The following is a 17,014-nucleotide window of genomic DNA, read 5'->3' on the forward strand; positions in this document are numbered from 1 at the left end:
ATGTGAAGACTTTCGAGAAATCAGCGACTTGACGTGGAAGCCCCGTCAAACCTTCGCCATCGGGGCGGACCAGCACCCGACAGGACGGCAGAGTCTAGCATGACCCGAGCGCATATCGCCAGTCTGAGCTTGCCTGCGCAGGAGTCGGGCACAGAGCCAGGGAGCAGGCCTCATGGGCGCTACAGCACGATGAGGTTGTCGCGGTGGATCAGTTCCGGCGCCTCGATATAGCCCAGCGTGGCTTCGATCTGATGGCTGGGCAGGCCGAGAATCCGTCCGGCATCTTCGGCGCTGTAATTCACCAGGCCCTTGGCGATGCGCTGGCCGGATTCATCGACGCACTGCACCAGATCACCGCGCTTGAAGGCGCCCTCGATCTTCCTGACGCCCACCGGCAACAGGCTGGAGCCACGCGTGGTCAACACATTGACGGCGCCGGCATCCAGCGTCAGGGTGCCGCGCACCTGCAGCTGCCCCGCGATCCAGCGCTTGCGCGCCGCGATCGGCGCATGCTCCGGCAAGAGGAGCGTGCCGAAGCGCTCGCCGGAAGCCAGCCGGGTGATGACCTCGGGCTGACGACCAGAGGCGATCACGGTCAATGCGCCACTGCGCGCCGCCAGACGCGCCGCGCGCACCTTGGTCGCCATGCCGCCACGTCCGAGCACGCCACCGCCGCCGGCCACCTTGACCAGTACCGGGTCATCGGCCTGGGCTTCCTCGATCAGGCTGGCCGCCGGGTCATGACGCGGGTCGGCATCATAGAGGCCTTCCTGATCGGTGAGCAGCAACAGCGCATCGGCCTCGAGCAGGTTGGCGACCAGCGCGCCGAGGGTGTCGTTGTCGCCGAAGCGGATCTCGTCGGTGACCACGGTGTCGTTCTCGTTGATCACCGGCACCACCCGCAGGTCGACCAGGGTGCGCAGCGCCGAGCGTGCATTCAGGTAGCGCTTGCGGTTGGAGAGGTCATCGTGGGTCAGCAGAATCTGCGCCGTGGTCAGGCCATGACGATGGAAATGCTCTTCATAGCACTGGGTCAGGCCGTTCTGCCCGACCGCCGCTGCCGCCTGCAGCTCATGCACGCCGCTGGGGCGAGCCGACCAGCCCAGCCGCGACATGCCGACCGCGATCGCCCCGGAGGACACCACGATCACCTCGACGCCCCGCGCGTGCAGCGCCGCGATCTGATCGACCCAACGGCCGATGCCGGCATCATCCAGCCCGCGGCCGTCATCGGTCAGCAGCGCACTGCCGATCTTGACCACCACGCGTCGTGCATTGGCCAAGGCCTCACGCCCCGTCTGAGTACCCAGTTCCGCCACTTCCGCCACCTTCTGCTCCGACACCGCGCTCTCTCCTGTCATGTAATCCCTCGCCCGGCAGGCTCTGCCTCCCTGCTTGCCATTGTCTGCTCCCGCCAGCCCGCTGTCATCACTCCTCGCCGGCCCCGACAACGAAAACGCCCCGCCGCGAGACCATGAGGTTCGGGGCGGGGCGTGAATCGCGAAGCGGGTCGCTCGTCACTCGGTGGCTGCCGCGCAGGACAGCCACCGGACGAACTGATACCTCAGGGCGCGTATTCGACTTCGACGTCGTAATCGTCGTCATTGAAGTCGTCATCGTCCTCTTCTTCGTCATCCTTCTTGCGCTTGCGACGTGTCAGGCGCTCTTCAGCGCGCTCCAGCGACTCGTTCTCCATGCGCGCCAGCAGGGCGGCATGTGCCTCGGCAGCTTCCGGATCTTCTGCCAGGTGCAGGCGTTGCTCGCCCAGCCAGCGGTGAGCGGCCTGCACCAGCTCCTGAGTACCGATACCGCTGGCCGCGGAGACGACGAACAGCTCGCCTTCCCAGCCCAGGCGCTCGACGAGGTCCTTGACCATTGCGTCGCGATCGTCCTCGGGCAGCAGGTCGATCTTGTTGATCACCAGCCAGCGCGGCAGCTCCGTCAGTGCCGCGGAGAAGTTCTTGAGCTCCTTGAGGATCGCCTCGACCGCATAGGCCGGGTCGCTCTCGTCAAAGGGCGCAATGTCCACCACGTGCAGCAACAGGCGCGTACGCGTCAGGTGCTTGAGGAAGCGCAGACCCAGGCCAGCGCCGTCAGCAGCGCCTTCGATCAGACCAGGGATATCGGCCATCACGAAGTGCTGGTGGCTACCGATCTTCACGACACCGAGGTTCGGCACCAGGGTGGTGAACGGGTAGTTGGCGACCTTGGGCTTGGCGGCGGAGACGGCTCGGATCAGCGTCGACTTGCCGGCATTCGGCATGCCGAGCAGACCGACATCTGCCATCACCTTCATCTCGAAGCGCAGGTTGCGACGCTCGCCCCAGGTTCCCTTGGAGGTCTGGCGCGGCGCGCGGTTGGTCGAGGACTTGAAGTGGATGTTACCCAGACCACGACGTCCGCCCTGCGCGACCAGCAACAGCTGACCGATTTCCGTCACGTCACCGATGATCTCGAGGGTTTCCTCGTCGATCACGGTGGTGCCGACCGGCACCTTGACGATCAGGTCCTCGCCCGCCTTGCCTGCCATCTGGCGGCCTTGACCGGCATCGCCGCTCTCCGCCTGATAGTAGCGCTGGAACTTGAAGTCGATCAGGGTATTGAGCGAGTCATCCCCGATCAGGTACACACTGCCGCCGTGCCCGCCGTCGCCCCCATCGGGACCACCGCGCGGCACGTATTTTTCACGGCGAAAACTCAGGCAACCATTGCCGCCACGTCCGGCCTCTACAATGATCGACGCTTCATCAAGGAACTGCATGCTGCTCTCTCCTGACGACGACCCGGGCCGTCATGCGACAAAAAAGCCCCGCCTGAGCGGGGCTTCCTTGCAGACTGCCATGCGACACCGGGGCATCGAGCAGTCTGCGTAAGCTGTCAGACGTTTCAGGCAGAAACGATGCTGACGAACTTGCGGTTCTTCGGACCCTTGGTCTCGAACTTCACGTGGCCGTCGGCCAGAGCGAAGAGAGTGTGGTCCTTGCCGATGCCGACGCCAGTACCAGCGTGGAAACGGGTGCCGCGCTGACGCACGATGATGTTGCCGGCGATAGCCGCTTGGCCACCGAACAGCTTCACACCAAGGCGCTTGGATTCAGAATCGCGACCGTTGCGGGTAGAGCCCGCCGCCTTCTTATGTGCCATTGGATAATTCTCCTATGGTGGGTAGCGCTGCAATTAAGCAGAGATACCAGTGATCTTGACTTCGGTGAACCACTGACGGTGGCCCGCACGACGCATGGAGTGCTTCCGGCGACGGAACTTGATGATGGTGACCTTGTCGCCACGGCCGTGAGACACGACCTCGGCAGAAACCTTGGCACCTTCAACCAGCGGAGCGCCGACCTTGATGTCGTCGCCTTCAGCGACCATCAGGACTTCGTCAAACTGGATAGCTTCGCCAGTCGCGACTTCAAGCTTCTCGAGCTTCAGGGTCTGGCCTTCCTGAACGCGGTACTGCTTGCCACCGCTCTTGATAACTGCGTACATGATTCTCTCCATCGGACTCATCAAGGGTGTGCTCTTGGGTGGCCTGCTGCGAGTGGCGCCCCTTCTGGAGCCATCTGACAGGGAGCGGGATGAGTCACGGCCGCGTATTATAGCGCCACGTGCCGCGACCGACAAGCAATGTCAAGGTTTACGCGACCAATCGGCCGCCAGCCAGCGTCCTTGCGCGGGTGCACGCCTTGACGGCCATAGGGGTGCCCCATAGCATTACCGCCAAACGGCACGCCACGGCGGCCTCACCTCTCGCTACGGGCACGACGATCTCATGCAAGCCGACGCATCGACCCTTCACGCGGCAGTGGCAGATGACTTCGCCGCCGTCGACCGCACCATCCTCGCGCAGCTCGAGTCGCGCGTGCCGCTGGTCCAGACCATCGGTCAGTACATCATCCAGAGTGGTGGCAAACGCCTGCGCCCGGTGCTGGTGCTGCTGGCAGCCCGCGCGCTGGGCTATCAAGGCGAGAAACACGTCCATCTGGCCGCGCTGATCGAATTCATGCACACCTCGACTCTGCTGCACGATGATGTCGTGGATGAATCCAGCCTGCGGCGTGGCCGCTCCACCGCCAATGACACCTGGGGCAATGCGCCTTCGGTGCTGGTCGGTGACTTCCTCTATTCACGCTCCTTCCAGATGATGGTCGAAGTCGGCTCGATGGACGTGATGGCGATTCTCTCCGCCGCCACCTGCACCATCGCCGAGGGGGAAGTCCTGCAGCTGACCAATATCGGCAACGCCGACATTGATGAAGCCGCCTACTTCGAGACCATCCACGGCAAGACCGCCATGCTGTTCGAGGCGGCCGCACATGCCGGCGCGATTCTGGCCAGGGAAACCGACGACACCGTCACCCCGGCACAGGTCAGCGCGCTGCAGAACTATGGCCGCTACCTGGGCCTCGCCTTCCAGCTGATCGATGATCTGCTCGACTATCAGGGCGATGCCGAGACAATGGGCAAGAACGTCGGCGATGACCTGGCCGAAGGCAAGCCGACCCTGCCGTTGATTCGCGCCATGCAGGTCGGAAGCCCGGCGCAGGCCAGTCTGGTGCGCGGCGCCATCGAGAAAGGTGGGCTGGAGCAGCTCGACGAGGTACTGGAAGTGGTGCGCCTCACGGGTGGCCTCGACTATACCCGCAGCCGTGCCCAGGAGATGGCCGACAACGCTCTGAACGAGCTCAAGGCACTGCCGGAGAGCGAATTCCGCGACAGCCTAGAGCGCATCGCGCTGTTGAGCGTCGGCCGCCAGGCCTGATACCCGCATGACGATGGCCTGCCTGGCAGGTCGTCGGTCAGCTGGTCAGTCAGTCCATCATGACAGCAGAAAACCGCCGCCAACGTGGCGAGAAGCGCCGGCAGGACGAGGTAAAGAGAAGCGCGCTTCTCGACAGCGGAATTGCCCCTTGAGACTCAGATAAAACTTTTTGACCTCAAGGGCTTGCAAAGCAAAGCTGCCTGCGTATAATTCACCTCCGTCGAGACAAGCTCACGACGCATCGGAGTATAGCTCAGCTTGGTAGAGCGCTGCCTTCGGGAGGCAGAGGTCGTAGGTTCGAATCCTGCTACTCCGACCAGACATATGAAAAAGCCGCTGATCACTGATTAGCGGCTTTTTTGATGCTGGAAGGTTTTTCCTGCCTCACAAGCCTGCTTCTGCTTGCTCGCATCTGCGACGCACTTCCCAACGCGCTACATCCCTCAGGATGCCCCATGCACACACTGCGTCTTGCCTTGCTGTCCCTGCTGCTGACCCCACTGCTCTCCGCCTGCGCCAGCCCGCGCGCCCAATGGGAAAAGCCAGGTGCCAACAGCACACAAGCCCACAATACCTATGCGGGCTGCCAGTACGAGCTTGGCCTGACCGACAAGTCCGCCAACGAGAAGCAGACACTGCTGAAATACTGCATGGAGCGCGACGGCTACCGCCTGCAGAGTTACTGATTCATGGCGCGCACTGAGCCATATCGAGCGGCGAGTCAGTCGGACATCCAGCTGTCACTCGCCTTGCGGGCCCGCTCGCGACCAGCACGTTCACGGTCGCGGCGGGCCTTTTGCTTGAGGTAGTAACTGCGCAGGGCAAGGCCGAGACCGAAGGCCAGCATCAGGGCGAACACCAGCCCCTGCCAAGGGCGGGCGGCATCGCCAAGCCAGGTCTCCAGCGCGACGATGGCGATCAGACCAGTGGCCTGACTGGCAACGGCGATCGCACGGCTACGGTCATAATGATGTGACAGCATGGGGATATCCTTGCAGCGTCCTCGGCGGCAGAGCAATGCTCAGCGCGCGAGGCGTGGATGTCGAAGTCCGTCGATTATCGCATACTCGAGCCTCGCGACTGCAGCGCCTGCCGAGCGCTTGCCAAGCGCTTGCCACATACAGGCCGACAGGCATTGCTGCCCTGAACGCTCCCCCCGGACACCGCCAGAGGATAACCGCATGGATGCCATCGCCCTGGGCCCTGCCCTGATTTCCGTCGAACGCCTCTATGCCTTCGTGGCAGTCCTGGTGATGCTGATCGAGTTCTCACTGCTGATTCGTCTGCTGGCACGCATGCACGCCAGGGGCACGACCGCGCCCGCTCACGATTCTCCCCCGCTGAGCCCCGCGCGCTGGTTCAATCACATGCTGGTCAGCTGGGTGATCGGCGCGCGCCTCACTCATGTCGCGCTGCACTGGGCAAGTTATCAGCAGGCACCGCTGGATATCCTCAAGCTGTGGCAACCGGGCTACCACCTGCTCGGCGGCATGCTGGCCGCGACCCTGGCCAGCCTGTGGCTGCTGCGCCGGCATGGCGCGATTCGCCAGGTCATCGCGCTGGGCAGTCTGACCCTGGGGCTGACCGCCTTCCTCGGCCTCAAGCAACTCGACCCGCTGGGCAACGAGTCCGCCATCGAGGCGATGCCTGCCATCACCCTCAATCATCTGGACCGCCGCCCCGTGGCACTGAATGACATCCGGGACGAGCGCGTGATCGTCAATCTATGGGCCACCTGGTGCCCGCCCTGCCGGCGCGAGATGCCACTGCTGGCAGAGGCTGATCAGAGACCCGGCGTCACCGTGGTACTCGCCAATCAGGGCGAGCAGGCACTGGCGGTGACCCGCTTTCTGAAAAGCGAACAGCTGACGCTCGAGTACGCGCTGCTCGACCCCGCCATGCAACTGATGGCGCTGGCCGAGGCGCAGGGACTGCCCGCGACCCTCGTCTTCGATGGCGACGGACAGCTGATCGAGCGTCATATCGGCGAGCTGAGCCGCGCCCAGCTGGACGCCCTGCTACCGGCGTCACGGCCATAGTGCGACACCCTGGTGGCCTCGCTCGGTGCGACAAAGACGCTCGCCGCAAGAAAAGGCGCTTAAGCCACGGCGTCTGATCCGGTAAGATACCGCGCCCCTGTATTCCCGATTCCCGTCTTTGTCCTACCCCGAGGCTTCATGAGCGACTTCATTCCCGGTCAGCGCTGGATCAGTGACGGCGAGGCTGATCTCGGCCTTGGCACCATCCTCAATGTCGACTTCCGCACCGTCACCGTGCTCTTTGCCGCCAGCGAAGAAACCCGCACCTACAGTCTGCGCGAAGCGCCCCTTACCCGGGTGGCCTTCGGCAATGGCGACCGCATCCAGTCCGACGATGGCGAATGGCTGATCGTCGATGACTTCAAGGAAGTGCGCGGCCAGATCGTCTACATCTGTGAGCGCAGCGGCGAGCATGCCGGCGAGCTCATCGAGCTTCCCGAAGCCCGCCTGAACGACAAGATGCAGTTCAATCAGGCGCGTGACCGCCTGCTGACCGGCCAGGTCGACCGCAATGACTGGTTCGACCTGCGCTACCGCACCCTGCGCCACTTCCATCGTGTCGAGCAGAGCCCGGCGCTGGGCCTGTCCGGCCCCAAGGTCGATCTGGTGCCGCACCAGCTGTACATCGCCGATGAAGTCTCGCGCCGTCACGCGCCACGGGTACTGCTGGCCGATGAAGTCGGCCTCGGCAAGACCATCGAAGCCGGTCTGATCCTGCATCGCCTGCTGCTCAGCGGCCGCGCCAGCCGAGCGCTGATCCTGGTACCGGCGAGCCTGACCCACCAGTGGCTGGTCGAGATGCTGCGCCGCTTCGCGCTGGATGTCTCGCTGCTCGACGAGGAACAGTGCAAGGCCTACGGCACACGCAATCCCTTCGAAGGCAACCAGATCATTCTGGCCAGCCAGGACTGGCTGTTCGCCAACCCGTCGCGTCAGGTCCAGGCAGCCGCCTGCGATTGGGACATGCTGATCGTCGATGAGGCCCACCACCTCGACTGGAGCGAAGACAAGGTCGGTCCGGGCTACGCCTGTGTCGAATCCCTCGCTCGCCAGACCGCCGGTGTGCTGCTGCTGACCGCCACGCCGGAGCAGATGGGGCTCGAGAGCCATTTCGCGCGCCTGCGTCTGCTCGACCCGGAGCGCTATCACGACATCGAGCGCTTCAAGGCCGAGGAGCAGGGCTATGTGGCCGTCGCCAGCGCCATCGACGCCCTGGAAGCGCTGCCCGCCGACCAGTCCGGCCTCGACAGCCTCGCCAGCGTGCTGGATGACAGCGACAGCCGCGCCCTGCTCGACACCCTGATGGACAGCGATGCCGACGATGCCCAGCGCGACAGCGCGCGTCGCCAGCTGCGCGACCAGCTGCTCGACCGCCACGGCACCGGCCGCGTGATGTTCCGCAACTCACGCACCCATGTCGCCGGCTTCCCCGAGCGTCGTCTGCACGTCCACGAGCTGGAGCTGCCCTCCTCCTACCGTCGCGTGGTGCGCAAGCTGGAGCGTGACGAGGACTACCTCGATGACCTGCTGATCGAGACCGGCATGAACCACCCCGAGGTGGTGCTGTTCCTCGACGAGATGTATCGCGCCCTGCCCGATGACCGCATGAACGCGGAGCCCTGGTGGCAGATCGACCCGCGCGTCATGTGGCTGCTGGAAACCCTGACCGACCTCGGCAACGAGAAGGCGCTGGTGATCTGCCATACCGCCGATACCGCGCGTGAGCTGTCCGAAGGCCTGCGCGTGCTGGGCGGCGTGCATGCACCGGTCTTCCATGAGGGCATGAGCCTGGTCGAGCGCGACCGTGCCGCCGCGGCATTCGCCTCCGAAGAGGAAGGCGTGCAGCTGCTGGTGTGCTCGGAAATCGGCTCGGAAGGTCGCAACTTCCAGTTCTGCCACCACCTGGTGATGTTCGACCTGCCGGTACACCCGGACCAGCTCGAACAGCGCATCGGGCGTCTGGACCGCATCGGTCAGCAGTTCCCGATCGAGATTCACGTGCCGGTCTTCGAAGGCTCGCCGGGCGCCCAGCTGCTGCGCTGGTACCGTGACGGCATGGATGCCTTCAGCGCGCCGCACGGCATCGGCAGCGAGCTCTACGCCCAGTTCGGCGACGAGCTGGAAGAAGCCCTGCTCGACAGCGAAGAGATCGACAGCATCATCGAGCAGACCCGCGAGCGCTTCGACGCCCTGCAGGAAGAGCGTCAGTCCGGCCGCAACCGCCTGCTGGAACTCAATGCCTGCCGTCACGAGCGCGCCGAGGAAGTCATCGCCGCCATCGAGACGCTGGACAACGACAAGGCGCTGCCCGGCTATCTGGAGCGCGCCTTCGACATCTTCGGCATCGAGAGCCGGGACCTCGGCGACGGCATCACCTATCTGGCACCAGGCCCGCACATGCTCGACGGTCTGCCGGGGCTGGTGAAGGGCGAGGAAGGCTTCAGCGTCACCAGTGACCGCGCCACCGCGCTGTCACGCGAAGACGTGCAGCATCTGTCGTGGGAGCACCCGCTGGTACGCGAGATGCTGGTCCGCATCCTGGACGGCTCGATGGGCAACACCGCGCTGGCGCTGCTCAAGCACCCGGCGATTCCCGGTGGCCGCTTGATGACGGAAGTGGTGTTCCGCACCCAGTCCACCGCGCCGCGCGGCCTGCGCCTGGGCCGCTTCCTGCCGCCGACCGCCATCCGCGTGCTGCTGGATGAAACCGGCAGCAACCTGTCCGACAAGGTGTCCTTCGGCGGACTGGCAAAGAACCTCAAGCCGGTCAAGAAGGCGGTCGCGCGTGACCTGATCAAGCAGAGCCACGCCACGCTGCGCAAGCTGATGAGCGATGCCGAGCAGGAAGCCGAGCGCGAACTGCCGACCATCGTCGAGCAGGCCCAGCAGCAGATGCGCGAGCAGCTCAGTGCCGAACTGGCGCGCCTGGAAGCCCTGGCCAGCCACAACCCGGCCGTGCGCGAGGAAGAGCTCGAAGCGCTGCGTCAGGAGCGTGCCGCGCTGGATGGCGCCATCGAGACCACCCGCCTGCGTCTGGACAGCGTGCGCGTCATCGTCACCGTGGATGCCCACGAGCGTTGAGCTGACCGCAGGCGTCAGTGATGCACCTGAAACGCCCCACCTGCCATCGGCAGGTGGGGCGTTTTGCCGTGGGCGCCAGCGACAATGGCCCGCTGGACTTGCCAGATCGACCAGCGGCCGCGACGATGCCATCGCTTGCGCGTCGCGATTCGCGGTCCGTCACTTACGCTTCATCACTTCCGCTTCACCCCTATCGTTTCATCCTATCGTTTCATTACTACAGAGCACCCTCATGGCGAGATCATATCCAGAGAGCGACGAGACAGCGTCAGGGCAGAGCTGGCAGGGAGAGCGCCTGGCCGAGGAAGGCGAGCGTGTCGCGAAGGTGGGGCTGTCGCTGCTGGCTACGGGCGATGACTGGTGGGCCATCGACAAGCCGGCCGAGCTGCCCTCGGTACCGGGGCGTGATCCCTCGCGCTTCGACAGTGTCCATTCGCGCCTGTGCCAGCTGAGCGACGATACCCGCGCCGTGCACCGCCTGGATGTGGCGACCTCCGGTGTGCTGCTGGTGGCGCGCAACGTCGAGGGCCAACGGCGGCTGTCGCGGCTCTTCCAGTCGCGCACCATCGAGAAACGCTATCTGGCCGTGGTGGCAGGTCATCTCACGCCCGCCGAGGGCAGCATCGCCCTGCCGCTGCGCTGTGACTGGCCACGCCGCCCGCGTCAGATCGTCGACTTCACGCATGGCAAGTCGGCACTGACGCATTATCGGGTCGAGCGGCGTCTGACGCTCGAGGGCCAGCGCCCGGATGGTACGCCTCAGACCCTCGCCGCCAGCCGTGTAGCGCTGACGCCGCATACCGGGCGCTCACACCAGCTACGCCTGCATATGCTGGCGCTCGGCCATCCGATCATCGGCGATGGCTTCTATGCGCGCGGAGCGGCACTCAATGCCAGCCCCCGCCTGTTGCTGCATGCGGCGCGCCTGATAATTCCGCCAGCCAGCGACAGCGAGACGCCGCCACTGGTGCTGGAAGCGCCGCTGCCCTTCTAGCGTCGCCTTGCTGCCAAGGCTCACTTGCGTGACAGGATATCGGCGAAGGCCACGTCGAGGGTCGGGTAGTCGAAGGTGAAACCGGCAGCCAGTAGACGCGCCGGCACCATGCGGGCGCCCTCCAGCAGCAGGGTGCTCATCTCCCCCAGCCCCAGTTCAACCGCCTTGGCCGGCAGCGGCAGGATCGCCGGACGCCCCAGACCGCGAGCCAGAGCGTGGGTGAAGCCCATGTTGGTGACCGGATGCGGCGCGCTGGCATTGAAGGCACCGCTGAGACTGTCATCCGCCAGCAAACGCTCGATGATGCGAATCATGTCGTGGCGGTGGATCCACGGCATGTAATGGCGCCCATCACCCAGCCGCCCCCCGAGCCCGAGCTTGAAGGGCGTCAGCAGCTTGGCCAGCGTGCCGCCATCGGCCTCCATCACCAGGCCAGTGCGGATGATGGCCAGTCGCACGCCGTATTCGGTGACGGGCATGGCGGCCGCTTCCCAGTCGCGACACAGGCGATGATTGAAATCGTCGTGGGGCGTCGCCTGCTCGTCGATCTCGACATCGTCCGGCTCGCCCGCCTTGGGCTGTGCGCCGTAATAGCCCATCGCCGAACCGGACACCATCACCTGCGGCGGATGGCCTTCGGCGGCCAGCTGCTGACACAGCATCACCAGATGCTCGGTGGTCTCCAGCCGCGAACGGCGCAGCTCACGCTTGTGATCCTCGCTCCAGCGCCGTCCGGCTATCGACTCCCCCGCCAGATTGACGATGCCCTCAGGCTGCCAACCCTTGAAGGCCAGTGACGAATCCGCCGCGACCACCGTCAGCCCCAGGTCGGCAAACTGGCGCTCAGCACGCTCCGGGCGGCGCGATACGACCGCCAGCGAGTGGCCCGCCGCAGCCAGTGACTGACACAGCGCCTGGCCGACGAACCCCGTTGCACCTGTTATCAATATTCGCATGTTGCCCTCCTCGGCGATGAAGCATCGAGTGTGCCGACTTCCGCCATAAATCTATACTTATATTGTACAATTATGCGCAAGAAGTTAACTTTAGCGTATCTGCTGTCGGGTCACATGACGACCCGCCCCCCCTGAACACCGCCCGCGCAGGAGTCGCCTCCAGATGCCAGTATCGTCCATCGCCATCATCGGTGCCGGTATCGCCGGATTGTCAGCCGCCCCCCGACTGGCCGCACAGGGCCATGCGGTGACGATATTCGAGAAGGCACGCGGCCCCGGCGGACGCCTGGCCAGTCGCCGAACGAGCGAAGGCCCCATCGACATCGGCGCACAATACTTCACGGCGCGTGATCCACGCTTCCAGTCCGCGCTCGAGCAGTGGCGGGCCGCAGGCGTCGTCGCAACTTGGGGTGAGAAACTGTTGAGCCTCGGCAAGTCGCCATCTGACGAGAGCCAATGGCAGCGGCTGCGCGATGATTCCACACGCTACGTGGCCAGTCCGCGCATGAGCGCCCTGAGCCGCCACCTCAGTGAACAGCTGCCGGCCCACGCCAGCCTGCACAGCGAAACGCGCATCACGCGCCTGATCGCGGACGATGACACAGCGCCAGGCAAGCGCTGGCGGCTCGAGGACAGCGACAGTGCTCAGCACGGCCCCTTCGATCACGTGGTGATCAGCGCACCGGCGCCGCAGGCACGCGCCCTGCTGAGCACGGCCGGCACCGACGCCCAGGGGGCGGCGCTCGCCGAGGACTCGCTGGCCCCGGCCCTGAGTGAGGCGCTGGCGCAGGTGGAGATGGCGCCGACCTGGACACTGATGGCCACTCTGGAGACGCCGCTACCCGCGCTGGGGGGCGACGCTGACTGGCAAGGGTTGCTGGTCAGTCGCGGTGATGATGGTCCGCTGCGCTGCGTGATGCGCCAGCATTCGCGTCCCGGCCGCCAGGCACCGACGCATGCCCGGGAGACCCTGAGCCTGCTGGCGACCGCCGGCTGGAGCCGAGCGAATCTCGAGAAGTCGCCACAGGAAGTCGCGACCTTGCTGTGGCAGGCCTTCGAGGCACTGCCGGAGCTCCGCGAGCTGGCGCCGGGCTGGAGTCAGGGCAAGGTCACCCTTGCGGCGCATCGCTGGCGCTACGCTCACCCGACCCAGACGCTGCCGCAGACCTCAGCGGCAGCCGGCCACAATGCCCATGTCCACAATGTCTATGACCAGAAGGGCTATGGCCAAGGGTCATCCGGGCTATGGCTGGCCGGAGACGCCCTGCGTGGCCCGCGCGTCGAGGACGCCTGGCTGTCAGGGCACGAGGTAGCCGAACAGCTGCTCAACACCCTCGCCGACAGCTGATACGCTGCCACGACCCCTCATCGCCCACAGGATAGCTGCATGACTACGTCCACAGATCACGACAACGCCTTGATTCTATTGGCCCATGGGTCACGTGACCCGCGCTGGCGCGAGCCCTTCGAGGCACTGGAAGCCACACTGGCTTCCCGCCTCAAGCGCCCGACGCGTCTGGCCTATATGGAACTGTGCGATCCGCTGCTGACCGACACCATCGATGCCCTGGCGGCAGACGGTGCCGCGCGTATCGACATCCTGCCGCTGTTCTTCGCGGCCGGCCGTCATCTGCGCGAGGACGTGCCCGCCATGCTGGAAGACTCGCAGCGCCAGCACCCCGACTGCCCCATCAGTCTGCTTGACCCGGTGGGTGCACATCCGGCCTTTGTCGAGGCCTTGATCCAGATTGTGGAGCAACAGGACAACGCCTAGACGGCCGATTTCATGACGGGACCTTCGGCGTCAAAGGCGCTGTGATGCACCTTCAAAACATGCGCACCGGGGATGCGACGCAGCTTGCCTCTTGTCAGGCTCGGGCGGCTGCGCCATCCTGATGCCCACATGTACAGCTAGTGCACAAGATGCATTGCCGGTATCCCACAGCGCCCCAAGTGACGACACTTCAACTTTACCCTGTATGTCGTCCTCACCTGTGCTTCACCCGGGATGCCTCGTCACCGCCAGAGGTAACACCATTCATGACTGACAAGGCCACGGAAACTGCCAGTTCGCCGCTGTTTCCGATCCGCGAAGTCTCTCGCCTGACCGGCGTCAATTCGGTCACGCTGAGAGCCTGGGAACGCCGCTACGGACTGATCGAGCCCCGCCGGACGCCCAAGGGGCATCGCCTGTATGCCCGCGAGGACATCGAGCGGATCGAACACATCCTGCAGTGGCTCAACCGCGGAGTACCTGTCAGCCAGGTACGCGAGCTGCTCGACCAGCCGCAGCCGGAAAGCACGCCGATGCCGGACGAAGGCAGCTGGAGTGGCCAGCAGCAGCTGGCACTGGCCGCCATCGACGCCCAGGACGAGGCGCGCCTGGCCGAGCTGTACAACCAGAGTCTGGCGCTGTACCCGGTCAGCAGCGTGGTCGAGCGCCTGTGGCGTCCGCTGCTCGAGCAGCTCGAGGAGCGCGGTACCGCCACCTTCGGCACCCGCCTGGCCCAGTGCTTCTTCGAGAGCTTCCTGCGCTCGCGCATCGGTGCCCGGCTGGTGTTTGCCAATCAGGAGCGTCACGCCCCGCACATCACGCTGACGCGCCTGCCGGAAGAGCCGGGCCTGAGCTGGCTGCTGCTGTTCGCGCTGGTCGCCAGCGACGCCGGCTATCACGTCAGCCTGCTGGATGGCCCACTGCCGCTGGCGGAGCTGCCGCTGGCCGCAGAGCGCCTGCAGGCACAGGCCGTGGTACTTGTCGGCACCCAGGCCGAGCGCTCGGATGTCATGCGCCGTCAGCTGCCGCGAGTCGCAGAACAATTGAGCGTGCCGCTGGCCATCGCTGGCCCGGCCGCCCAGATTCGCCAGCAGGAGCTGGTAGACGGGCCCATTGAAGGCCTGGGGGCCGACCCGATTCAGGCGGTCGCTCGCCTGAGGTCCTTGATGGCACGTTGATCGCAGGCTCCTGCTCGGCATTGGTTTCACCGATCGCCAAGGAGCCCCGATGTCATCTGACTCACCATCCGCCTCTTCCCCCGCCTCCGCGCCAGCGGGGGCTCCCCTGCAGCTGGTCTGGCTGCGCAGTGACCTGCGCGTACACGACAACACCGCTCTCTCGCAGGCCGCCGCACGCGGCCCGGTCGTGGCCGTCGTCGCCCCCTGCCTGGCGCAGTGGGTCGAGCACGGCCACGGCGCCAACAAGCTCGACTTCCTGCGCCGCGGCCTGCATGTCCTGCAACAGGCACTCGCCGGCTATCACATCCCGCTCAAGGTGCTCGACTGCGACACCTTCGCTGAGGTGCCCGAGGCGCTGGCCGCGCTGTGCGATCAGCTGGGTGCCCAGGCCCTGCACTTCAATGACGAATATGCCGTCAATGAGCGTGAGCGCGACCGGCGCGTGCGCGAGCGCCTTGCCGAAAGCGACGTCCGCCTGCATCGCTATACCGACATGCTGGCCTTCACGCCCGGCGAGCTGCTGACCGGCAAGGGCGATTACTACGGCGTCTTCACGCCCTTCTCCAAGCGTTGGCACAAGGAAGTCGATTCCCGTCGTCTGGCGCTGAATGGGGCACCTGAAGTGCAAGCCACGCCCCGCGACGCCCAGGGGCGCGAGCTCCACGGCGATGCCATCCCGCCACTGCCCGAGACGCTCAAGGGCGAGCCGGCGACAGCGCTGGACGCCGAGCTGTGGCCGGCCGGCGAAGAGGCCGCGCAGGAGCGCCTGGAACGCTTCCTGACCTTCCGCGCGCGCCGCTACCACGAGCAGCGCGATATCCCCGCCACCCGTGGCACCAGCGAGCTCTCGCCCTATCTGGCGCTGGGCATGATCTCGGCCCGCCAATGCTACGCCGCCGTACTGGCAGAGAACGGCAGCCTCGCCGATGGCGATGTCGGCCTGACCAGCTGGGTCAACGAGCTGATCTGGCGTGAGTTCTACCAGCACATCCTGGTCGGCTTCCCGCGCGTCAATCGCCACCGTCCCTTCCAGCGTCATACCGAGGCCCTACAGTGGCGCGATGACGACGCAGGCTTTGCCGCCTGGTGCGAGGGCCGTACCGGCTACCCCATCGTCGATGCCGCCATGCGTCAGCTGGTGCAGACCGGCTGGATGCACAATCGGCTGCGCATGGTGACGGCGATGTTCCTCACCAAGCATCTGCTGATCGACTGGCGACGTGGCGAGGCCTTCTTCATGACCCATCTCGTCGATGGTGAGCTGGGCGCCAACAATGGTGGCTGGCAATGGGCGGCTTCCACCGGCACCGATGCCGCGCCCTATTTCCGCATCTTCAATCCGACCACCCAGGGCCAGCGCTTCGACAAGGACGGCGAGTTCATCGCGAGCATGGTGCCGGAGCTGGCCGAGCTACCGGCCAAGCGGCGCCACCAGCCCAGTGCGGATGACTGCCAACAGACGGGCTATCCACGACCGATCGTCGACCACAAGGCCGCCCGCCAGCGGGCGCTGGATACCTTCAAGGCGCTGTCAAAAAGCGAATGACCCCTCAAGCGGCCTGCTGATCTTCAGCAGGCCGCTTTTGCATCCCTCCCCTTCAGGAGCATTGCCATGCAATCGCTACCCGACGAGATGAGCCCGGCCCTGACTCGGGTATGTCGTCTTTACGAAAAGCTGGACAAAACCTCTACAGAACTGCTCAAATCAGTCTACAGTGACGATATCGTCTTCCGCGACCCCCTGCATGAAGTCCGCGGTCTGACGGCACTCAACGCCTATTTCTCAGGGTTGTACATGAATGTCGCCGCCATCGACTTCGTCTTTCACCACCCGTTGGGGCCGGTGCCTGCGCAAGACGCCGGCCCTGCGGATGAAGGCAATGCGGATGAAGGCAATGAACAGGGACTTGCCTGGCTCAGCTGGACGATGACCTATCGCCATCCCCGTCTGAACGGGGGCAAGGACATCAGCGTGCAGGGCGCCTCACGCCTCGAGTTCCGAGACGGGAAGGTCATCCAGCACCGTGATTTCTTCGATGCCGGTGAGCTGCTCTACGAGCAGGTGCCCGTACTGCGCAACGTGATCGGCCTGCTGAAGCGCCGTATGGACTGAGCAGCAAGAGGGTTGAGCTCTGGCGACATCCATACGGACACGCCCGGCGTTCTCTGAGTCAGTGCCACCCAGATTTGCCAGGCCAGGCAGGCAAGGCGCAGACACGCAGACACAGTC

General features: G+C 65.1%; 16 protein-coding genes and 1 tRNA gene. 11 read left to right on the plus strand and 6 right to left on the minus strand.

Annotation, left to right across the window (positions count from 1 at the left end):
• Window positions 1-179 precede the first annotated feature (179 nt).
• The 4 genes from proB to rplU form a co-directional block, all read right to left on the minus strand.
• A complete protein-coding gene (gene proB / locus CLAM6_RS16650) occupies window positions 180-1,361 on the minus strand; it encodes a glutamate 5-kinase (protein WP_153636669.1) in 1,182 nt (393 codons plus the stop codon).
• Window positions 1,362-1,564: 203 nt separating this feature from the next.
• The gene (gene cgtA, locus CLAM6_RS16655) at window positions 1,565-2,761 is read right to left on the minus strand and encodes an Obg family GTPase CgtA (RefSeq protein WP_153636670.1); all 1,197 of its coding nucleotides are present in this window, start codon (window positions 2,759-2,761) and stop codon (window positions 1,565-1,567) included.
• A 125-nt stretch (window positions 2,762-2,886) separates the two neighbouring features.
• On the minus strand, window positions 2,887-3,144 hold the full coding sequence (gene rpmA / locus CLAM6_RS16660; protein ID WP_043335969.1) for a 50S ribosomal protein L27: 258 nt from the start codon (window positions 3,142-3,144) through the stop codon (window positions 2,887-2,889).
• A gap of 33 nt (window positions 3,145-3,177) precedes the next feature.
• Window positions 3,178-3,489, minus strand: a complete 312-nt coding sequence (gene rplU / locus CLAM6_RS16665) for a 50S ribosomal protein L21 (RefSeq protein WP_043335971.1) — start codon at window positions 3,487-3,489, stop codon at window positions 3,178-3,180.
• Window positions 3,490-3,772: 283 nt separating this feature from the next.
• On the opposite strand from rplU, the gene ispB reads away from it, so the two are divergent.
• The 3 genes from ispB (at window position 3,773) to CLAM6_RS16680 (ending at window position 5,448) form a co-directional block, all read left to right on the plus strand.
• Entirely contained in the window at window positions 3,773-4,762 is a 990-nt protein-coding gene (gene ispB / locus CLAM6_RS16670; protein ID WP_107335841.1) for an octaprenyl diphosphate synthase, read from the plus strand.
• Between the two features lie 242 nt (window positions 4,763-5,004).
• Window positions 5,005-5,081, plus strand: a tRNA-Pro gene (locus CLAM6_RS16675).
• A gap of 136 nt (window positions 5,082-5,217) precedes the next feature.
• Complete coding sequence (locus tag CLAM6_RS16680; protein WP_153636671.1) at window positions 5,218-5,448, plus strand: hypothetical protein; 231 nt, start codon at window positions 5,218-5,220, stop codon at window positions 5,446-5,448.
• Between the two features lie 35 nt (window positions 5,449-5,483).
• Here the strand turns inward: CLAM6_RS16680 and CLAM6_RS16685 are convergent, their stop codons facing one another.
• Complete coding sequence (locus tag CLAM6_RS16685; protein WP_153636672.1) at window positions 5,484-5,744, minus strand: hypothetical protein; 261 nt, start codon at window positions 5,742-5,744, stop codon at window positions 5,484-5,486.
• A 199-nt stretch (window positions 5,745-5,943) separates the two neighbouring features.
• On the opposite strand from CLAM6_RS16685, the gene CLAM6_RS16690 reads away from it, so the two are divergent.
• The 3 genes from CLAM6_RS16690 (at window position 5,944) to CLAM6_RS16700 (ending at window position 10,876) form a co-directional block, all read left to right on the plus strand.
• A complete protein-coding gene (locus CLAM6_RS16690; protein WP_153636673.1) occupies window positions 5,944-6,801 on the plus strand; it encodes a TlpA disulfide reductase family protein in 858 nt (285 codons plus the stop codon).
• Window positions 6,802-6,939: 138 nt separating this feature from the next.
• A complete protein-coding gene (rapA, locus tag CLAM6_RS16695; RefSeq protein WP_107335838.1) occupies window positions 6,940-9,882 on the plus strand; it encodes an RNA polymerase-associated protein RapA in 2,943 nt (980 codons plus the stop codon).
• A 232-nt stretch (window positions 9,883-10,114) separates the two neighbouring features.
• On the plus strand, window positions 10,115-10,876 hold the full coding sequence (locus tag CLAM6_RS16700; RefSeq protein ID WP_153636674.1) for an RluA family pseudouridine synthase: 762 nt from the start codon (window positions 10,115-10,117) through the stop codon (window positions 10,874-10,876).
• 20 nt (window positions 10,877-10,896) lie between these two features.
• Here the strand turns inward: CLAM6_RS16700 and CLAM6_RS16705 are convergent, their stop codons facing one another.
• On the minus strand, window positions 10,897-11,832 hold the full coding sequence (locus CLAM6_RS16705) for a TIGR01777 family oxidoreductase (protein WP_153636675.1): 936 nt from the start codon (window positions 11,830-11,832) through the stop codon (window positions 10,897-10,899).
• A gap of 163 nt (window positions 11,833-11,995) precedes the next feature.
• Here CLAM6_RS16705 and CLAM6_RS16710 point away from each other — a divergent pair, with 163 nt between their 5' ends.
• From CLAM6_RS16710 to CLAM6_RS16730, 5 genes are all read left to right on the plus strand, one after another.
• Entirely contained in the window at window positions 11,996-13,180 is a 1,185-nt protein-coding gene (locus CLAM6_RS16710; RefSeq protein ID WP_153636676.1) for an NAD(P)/FAD-dependent oxidoreductase, read from the plus strand.
• Between the two features lie 39 nt (window positions 13,181-13,219).
• Complete coding sequence (locus CLAM6_RS16715; RefSeq protein ID WP_043335994.1) at window positions 13,220-13,606, plus strand: sirohydrochlorin chelatase; 387 nt, start codon at window positions 13,220-13,222, stop codon at window positions 13,604-13,606.
• 266 nt (window positions 13,607-13,872) lie between these two features.
• Window positions 13,873-14,784: a MerR family transcriptional regulator gene (locus tag CLAM6_RS16720; RefSeq protein ID WP_043335996.1), complete on the plus strand. Its 912-nt coding sequence runs from the start codon at window positions 13,873-13,875 to the stop codon at window positions 14,782-14,784.
• A 49-nt stretch (window positions 14,785-14,833) separates the two neighbouring features.
• Window positions 14,834-16,330, plus strand: coding sequence for a deoxyribodipyrimidine photo-lyase (gene phrB, locus CLAM6_RS16725; RefSeq protein WP_153636677.1), 1,497 nt, complete (start codon window positions 14,834-14,836; stop codon window positions 16,328-16,330).
• 66 nt (window positions 16,331-16,396) lie between these two features.
• Window positions 16,397-16,897: a nuclear transport factor 2 family protein gene (locus CLAM6_RS16730; RefSeq protein ID WP_242007708.1), complete on the plus strand. Its 501-nt coding sequence runs from the start codon at window positions 16,397-16,399 to the stop codon at window positions 16,895-16,897.
• Window positions 16,898-17,014: the final 117 nt, after the last annotated feature.

Source organism: Cobetia sp. AM6, from assembly GCF_009617955.1.
GTDB classification, from domain to species: domain Bacteria; phylum Pseudomonadota; class Gammaproteobacteria; order Pseudomonadales; family Halomonadaceae; genus Cobetia; species Cobetia amphilecti.

Coding starts and splice junctions, on each gene's coding strand:
- CLAM6_RS16715 (WP_043335994.1), top strand. CDS start 13,220: ATGACTACGTCCACAGATCACGACAACGCCTTGATTCTATTGGCCCAT.
- CLAM6_RS16690 (WP_153636673.1), top strand. CDS start 5,944: ATGGATGCCATCGCCCTGGGCCCTGCCCTGATTTCCGTCGAACGCCTC.
- CLAM6_RS16720 (WP_043335996.1), top strand. CDS start 13,873: ATGACTGACAAGGCCACGGAAACTGCCAGTTCGCCGCTGTTTCCGATC.
- rapA (WP_107335838.1), top strand. CDS start 6,940: ATGAGCGACTTCATTCCCGGTCAGCGCTGGATCAGTGACGGCGAGGCT.
- CLAM6_RS16700 (WP_153636674.1), top strand. CDS start 10,115: ATGGCGAGATCATATCCAGAGAGCGACGAGACAGCGTCAGGGCAGAGC.
- CLAM6_RS16685 (WP_153636672.1), bottom strand. CDS start 5,744: ATGCTGTCACATCATTATGACCGTAGCCGTGCGATCGCCGTTGCCAGT.
- rpmA (WP_043335969.1), bottom strand. CDS start 3,144: ATGGCACATAAGAAGGCGGCGGGCTCTACCCGCAACGGTCGCGATTCT.
- CLAM6_RS16680 (WP_153636671.1), top strand. CDS start 5,218: ATGCACACACTGCGTCTTGCCTTGCTGTCCCTGCTGCTGACCCCACTG.
- CLAM6_RS16730 (WP_242007708.1), top strand. CDS start 16,397: ATGCAATCGCTACCCGACGAGATGAGCCCGGCCCTGACTCGGGTATGT.
- CLAM6_RS16705 (WP_153636675.1), bottom strand. CDS start 11,832: ATGCGAATATTGATAACAGGTGCAACGGGGTTCGTCGGCCAGGCGCTG.
- ispB (WP_107335841.1), top strand. CDS start 3,773: ATGCAAGCCGACGCATCGACCCTTCACGCGGCAGTGGCAGATGACTTC.
- phrB (WP_153636677.1), top strand. CDS start 14,834: ATGTCATCTGACTCACCATCCGCCTCTTCCCCCGCCTCCGCGCCAGCG.
- rplU (WP_043335971.1), bottom strand. CDS start 3,489: ATGTACGCAGTTATCAAGAGCGGTGGCAAGCAGTACCGCGTTCAGGAA.
- CLAM6_RS16710 (WP_153636676.1), top strand. CDS start 11,996: ATGCCAGTATCGTCCATCGCCATCATCGGTGCCGGTATCGCCGGATTG.
- proB (WP_153636669.1), bottom strand. CDS start 1,361: ATGACAGGAGAGAGCGCGGTGTCGGAGCAGAAGGTGGCGGAAGTGGCG.
- cgtA (WP_153636670.1), bottom strand. CDS start 2,761: ATGCAGTTCCTTGATGAAGCGTCGATCATTGTAGAGGCCGGACGTGGC.